This is a genomic window from Chitinophaga sp. 01L420 (assembly GCF_056399985.1).
In genome coordinates, this window is record NZ_JBFTSK010000111.1 from 1 (window position 1) to 2936 (window position 2936).

Annotated in this window: 1 protein-coding gene; it reads left to right on the plus strand. The window is 46.3% G+C overall.

What is annotated here, in order from left to right; all coding sequences use genetic code 11:
* Window positions 1–2936, plus strand: a 2936-nt coding sequence (locus tag AC1DP6_RS36340; protein WP_477059285.1) for a condensation domain-containing protein, incomplete at both ends; no start/stop codon positions are given.

Consider the following 2936-nt stretch of genomic DNA (forward strand, 5'->3'; position numbering starts at 1 on the left):
ATATTCGGAGGCGAGGCACTCAAGCCCGGAAAGCTCAAAGGATGGTACGAAAAATACCCTGCCTGCAAGCTGATTAACATGTATGGCATCACCGAAACAACGGTGCATGTTACGTATAAAGAGATCACACAAAAAGAAATCCATCTCAACACCAGCAATATCGGGAAACCTATCCCGACCCTTTCCTTATTGGTATTGGACAAGGATCAACAACTGGTGGCACAAGGAGTGGCAGGAGAATTATGTGTCGGAGGCGCAGGACTGGCCAGGGGCTATCTCAACAGAGCAGCACTCACCGCAGAACGGTTTATTGATCACCCATATATTGGGGGAGAAAAATTATACCGCACCGGCGACCTGGCTAAAATGTTGCCAGGTGGCGATTTTGAATACCTCGGCAGAATAGATCACCAGGTAAAAATAAGGGGCTTCCGCATAGAGCTGGGAGAAATAGAAAATAAACTGTTGTTACACGATGCCGTAAAAGACACACTGGTAATAGACAGGGAAGATCCTTCCGGCGATAAATATTTATGCGCCTATGTGATCAGTGAGGAGCAGATAACAACAACGGATCTGAGAAAGCACCTGGCAGCTTTTCTGCCAGACTACATGGTTCCCGCCTTCTTTATGGTGATGACCCATTTCCCGCTGACCGGCAACGGCAAAATCGACAGGAAGCAATTACCTGTTCCAGAAGAAACAGACCTTTCTTCTGCTGGTTACGAAGCACCGGTAACGCCCACAGAAATACAACTGGCAGCATTGTGGACAAAACTATTGAACGTTCCCAGAGTAGGCTTGTATGACCATTTCTTTGAACTCGGTGGCCACTCACTGAAAGCGGTGAATGCAGTAGCTGGAATTTTCAAAATATTCCAGGTAAGCCTGCCATTAAACCTGTTCTTTAAAAACCCTACTGTAAAAGAACAGGCTGCCTATATCGATACCCACCAAAAAGAGCTGATAGAACAGATTCAGCCTGCTCCGGTTCTGCCGTTTTATGCCCAGTCTTCTTCCCAAAAACGCTTATACCTGCTGCACCAGATCGAAGGTTCGGAAAACAGTTATAATATACCAAGTGCTTTCAGGGTAACGGGAAGAATCGATATCCAACGCCTGGAAAAATGCTTTACGGATTTRATCGCACGACATGAAGCGCTGAGAACGGCCTTTGAAATGAGAGATGGCATGCCCGTGCAAATCATACAAGCCGCTATGCCTTTCCACATTGGCTATACAAAAGCAGCGGTAACAACACAAGCGCAGCTGATACAATCATTCATCCGCCCATTTGACCTCTCAGCGCCACCACTGCTGAGAGCCCATGTATATGATTTCAGCGATGCTGAACAACTGTTCCTCTTCGATATGCATCATATCATCTCTGATGGCATTTCTGCTGCCGTATTTATGGAAGAACTGATGCAGCTTTATAACGGGGAAAGCCTTGAGCCTTTAACCATTCAATATAAAGACTTCGCAGTATGGCAAAATAATATCCTTGCTTCCGACAGCATCCGGGATCAGCAAAACTATTGGCTACAGCAGTTTTCAGAGGAAGCGCCCGTGCTCTCTTTACAAACTGATTACCCAAGACCGGCACTGAAATCCTTTAACGGGAAAAGAATACAGATTGCATTACCGGAACACCTCTCCCGACAATTGCATACACGCAGCACGCAACTGGATTGTACCATCAACCAGTTATTACTGGCGGCGTTTAAGATATTACTATATAAGTATTCCGGAAATGAAGACATAGTAGTTGGTACGCCAGTAGCCGGCCGTACCAGGGCCGAACTGGATAAAGTATTGGGCGTATTTATCAATACCCTGGTGCTGAGATCCTATCCCTCCGGCCAAAAAACGTTTAAAACCTTCCTCGCCGAAGTAAAACAAACCAGTGTAGACGCCTTAAAAAATCAGGAATATCCTTTTGAGTTCCTGATAGAACAACTGGAGTTGAAAAGAGATATGAGCCGCAATCCGCTGTTCGATATCATGTTTGCTTTCCGGTATGAGGAAGAAGAACAGTTGCGGCTGGCAGACGCCATCCTCAGCCCCGTAGAAGATATTTATGACACCAGTAAGTTTGATCTGCTGCTGGAAGGCGTTAAAACGGGGCCACATATTGGATTAAGTCTTGAATACAGTACCGATCTTTTCCATGAGGCAACTGTTCACGCACTCCTGCAGCACTATGTAAATCTGTTACAGCAGATCAGCGCATCACCCGACAAAAAACTGGCGGACATCAACATCCTTACCCCCGTGGAAGAACAGTGGTTGCTGACGGGTAATGACAATACATTCGCCCACTATCCAACAGATAAATGTTTGCATCAGCTATTTGAAGAACAGGCTAACAAATTTCCGGATGCAACTGCATTAGTATGGGACAACCATCAAATGACCTATGCAGCACTGAATGCAAAAGCCAACCAGGTAGCTGCTGCTATCAGGGTCCAACTGCCAACTGCTAAAAATCCTATTATCGCGGTCCTGCTGGACAGAAGCCCCGACATGATCGCCGCCCTGCTGGGAATATTAAAGGCAGGTGGCGCCTATCTTCCCATGGATCCCGATTATCCGGCAGACCGTATCAGCTATATGCTGGAAGATAGCGGCACCCCGTTATTAATCACACAGGCAACCGTGGATCCCGCGTTRAACTACAGCGGCACTGTCATTTTCATAGATCAACTCGAAGAAGGAGTAGCCTTCACGCCTGTTGACGTGCAGCCGCAGGACCTTGCCTATATCATTTATACTTCCGGATCTACAGGTCAGCCTAAAGGCGTAATGATTGAACACCGGAATGTAGTCAGACTTTTATTCAACGATAAAAACCTGTTCGACTTCTCTGAAAAAGATACCTGGACACTTTTCCATTCCTATTGTTTCGATTTCTCTGTCTGGGAAATGTATGGCGC